This window comes from Mycobacterium sp. (genome assembly GCF_049673265.1).
In the GTDB taxonomy this organism is placed as follows: domain Bacteria; phylum Actinomycetota; class Actinomycetes; order Mycobacteriales; family Mycobacteriaceae; genus Mycobacterium.
On record NZ_JBATXN010000164.1, the window covers coordinates 1 to 1,996 of the forward strand.

Here is a 1,996-nt window from a genome sequence, read left to right on the forward strand (position 1 = left end):
ACCGTATCCGCTCGCTCCGGGGTATCTGTGAGGCCCGGGTGAGGTGCTCGTAGCTCGCCCACGGGATGGCCTGCGGTCCCAGTACCGCGATCTCCGCGGCCGGCACACCGTAGACGCGCAGCGTGTCGAAAGTAACGAAGCTGCCGATGCCGCCGCCGACGCTGACTAACGCAACGTCGACGACCGGAATGCCGGCGCCGGCGACCATGTCGTCGGTCCAGACATCGGTGTCGATCAGCGCCGGGGTCAGTTCGCCGCGCATACCTGCCTCCTGTCTGAGGGCCTCGGCAACGTTGGCCGGGTAGTGTCGGCGCGCGAGATCACCGTATCCCCCGGGGGTGAGAGCCGCGGCCGCATTCGCGATGGGCAGATGTCGAAACTGCTCGTCGGCGAAGCGGCGGTTTGGAAGAGCGGCCAGTGAAATGCCTCACGATCACCCCACACCGGGCAGTGTTTCCAGCCCTCAGGCGTTGGCAGACGGTAACGGCCACTAAATCCGGCGGTGGCCTCTAGCTAGCGAGGCTGATTTGCAGCAAACCCGGGGCTTTTCCACCTTGTTTCCTGAGGGGATCAAGGGGTATGCAACGACCATGTTGCTGTCGTTTATCTTCGCCGCCACGGCGCTGGCGGCGACGCTGACCCTGGCCGCGCCGGCGCAGGCCGCGATGATCGACACCCGTTTCGATATCTGCTCGGCGCTGCGCAACGGCACAAGCCTGGCCAGCATTGAGACCACCCTCGAGGCTCGCGGCTACACCGCATCTAAGGCCGGCGCCCTGACCGGCACGACCATTCGCCAGCAGTGCCCGGATCAAGCCGCTGGTGTGATGGCGCAGTTAGGCCGGCAGCGCGGTTAGGCCACAACCGGTCTTCCACCTGTCACCATTGCCGTGTGAGCGCCGCAATTTGGGTGATATTGATTTTCGTGGCCATTGGCATCGTGGTCGAAAGCCTTCTTCGGCTTAGGAAGTGGCTGAACAACTCGCCGCCCATCCCAGGACCCAAAGAGCCGCCTGAGAACGACGCCTGAAGGACGCCGGTTAGCAGCCCACCTCGATCTTGAACGGTGCCGTAAGTGAGATGCGTGGATCGTTGTGCTGAGATCCTTCGGCCGTGCCCGTGATGGTGTAGGTGCCATTGGCGAAAGTGGCTTTCGCATCACCGGCTCCCACATCGGCAACGCCGGTGAAACCCGCGAAGTTGTCGATATTGACCGATTCAAGCTTCGGCTTCTCCGAATCGAGCTTGAGCAACACCCGGACGTTCGCCGGCGCGGCGGAGATGTTCGCGGTCAACAACCACTGCACCTGATTACAGGTGATGGCGTGCGAGGTGCGGGTCTTGTCGTCGACCGTGATTCGAGCGGTCTTCTGCGCCACTTTGTCCGAATGTGTAGAGCAACCCGCGCAGGACGCCACCACCAGCAGAACGGTCCCTACCGCGGTAATGAACCGACTTCTCACCGCGCACCTCCATCCCGACAGCCGCTTGGGCGCGTGCCGTCGTCGCACGCTTTTTCTACCAGCCGCAAGGCCGCCCGCGGGAGTGAATGTGCGTGGTCGCCTAGGTGAGCGAGATTCGGCCCATCAGCAAGTCGATGATCGGCTTGCCGGCTGCGAAAGTTCCGGTATTCGATGAACTGACGTGGCCGTAGTCGACGAGCAGGGTGACACCGTTGACGCCAGCGGCGGCGTCACTGTTCAGAAACGCCATCACGTTGCCCATCTGCTCGGGCGTGTGCGTCGCGGTGCCGGTGGCCTCCCGGTAGTCCTGCGCGAAGGTTAGCCACAGGTCAGCGTTGGCCCGTGCCAGGGGAGTATCCGTCGGTCCCGGGCAGATCGCGTTGATGCGCACGCCCTTGGCCAGGAACGGAAATGCGTGGGTCGCCACGTAGGCATTGATGGCCTGCTTGCTGGTGCCGTAATGGCCGAATGAGTCCGCCTCGTGTGCCTTGACCCACGCGTCCGCCGTCTCGAAATCGGGCGTGGCCAAGAAC

3 protein-coding genes and 1 pseudogene are annotated in these 1,996 nt (G+C 63.5%); 1 reads left to right on the forward strand and 3 read right to left on the reverse strand.

Annotated features, from left to right (window positions below; translation table 11 throughout):
* Positions 1 to 262: pseudogene (locus WBF82_RS05745) on the reverse strand (hypothetical protein); the annotation flags it as partial.
* Positions 263 to 590: 328 nt separating this feature from the next.
* Between WBF82_RS05745 and WBF82_RS05750 the strand changes: the two are divergent.
* Positions 591 to 857, forward strand: coding sequence for a DUF732 domain-containing protein (locus tag WBF82_RS05750; RefSeq protein ID WP_424382117.1), 267 nt, complete (start codon positions 591 to 593; stop codon positions 855 to 857).
* A 183-nt stretch (positions 858 to 1,040) separates the two neighbouring features.
* On the opposite strand, the gene WBF82_RS05755 is transcribed toward WBF82_RS05750, so the two are convergent.
* Together WBF82_RS05755 and WBF82_RS05760 are read right to left on the reverse strand one after the other, a co-directional pair.
* Positions 1,041 to 1,463: a lipoprotein LpqH gene (locus WBF82_RS05755; protein ID WP_424382118.1), complete on the reverse strand. Its 423-nt coding sequence runs from the start codon at positions 1,461 to 1,463 to the stop codon at positions 1,041 to 1,043.
* 100 nt (positions 1,464 to 1,563) lie between these two features.
* Positions 1,564 to 1,996 (reverse strand): SDR family oxidoreductase (locus WBF82_RS05760; RefSeq protein ID WP_424382119.1); only part of this gene is annotated, 433 nt, incomplete at its 5' end.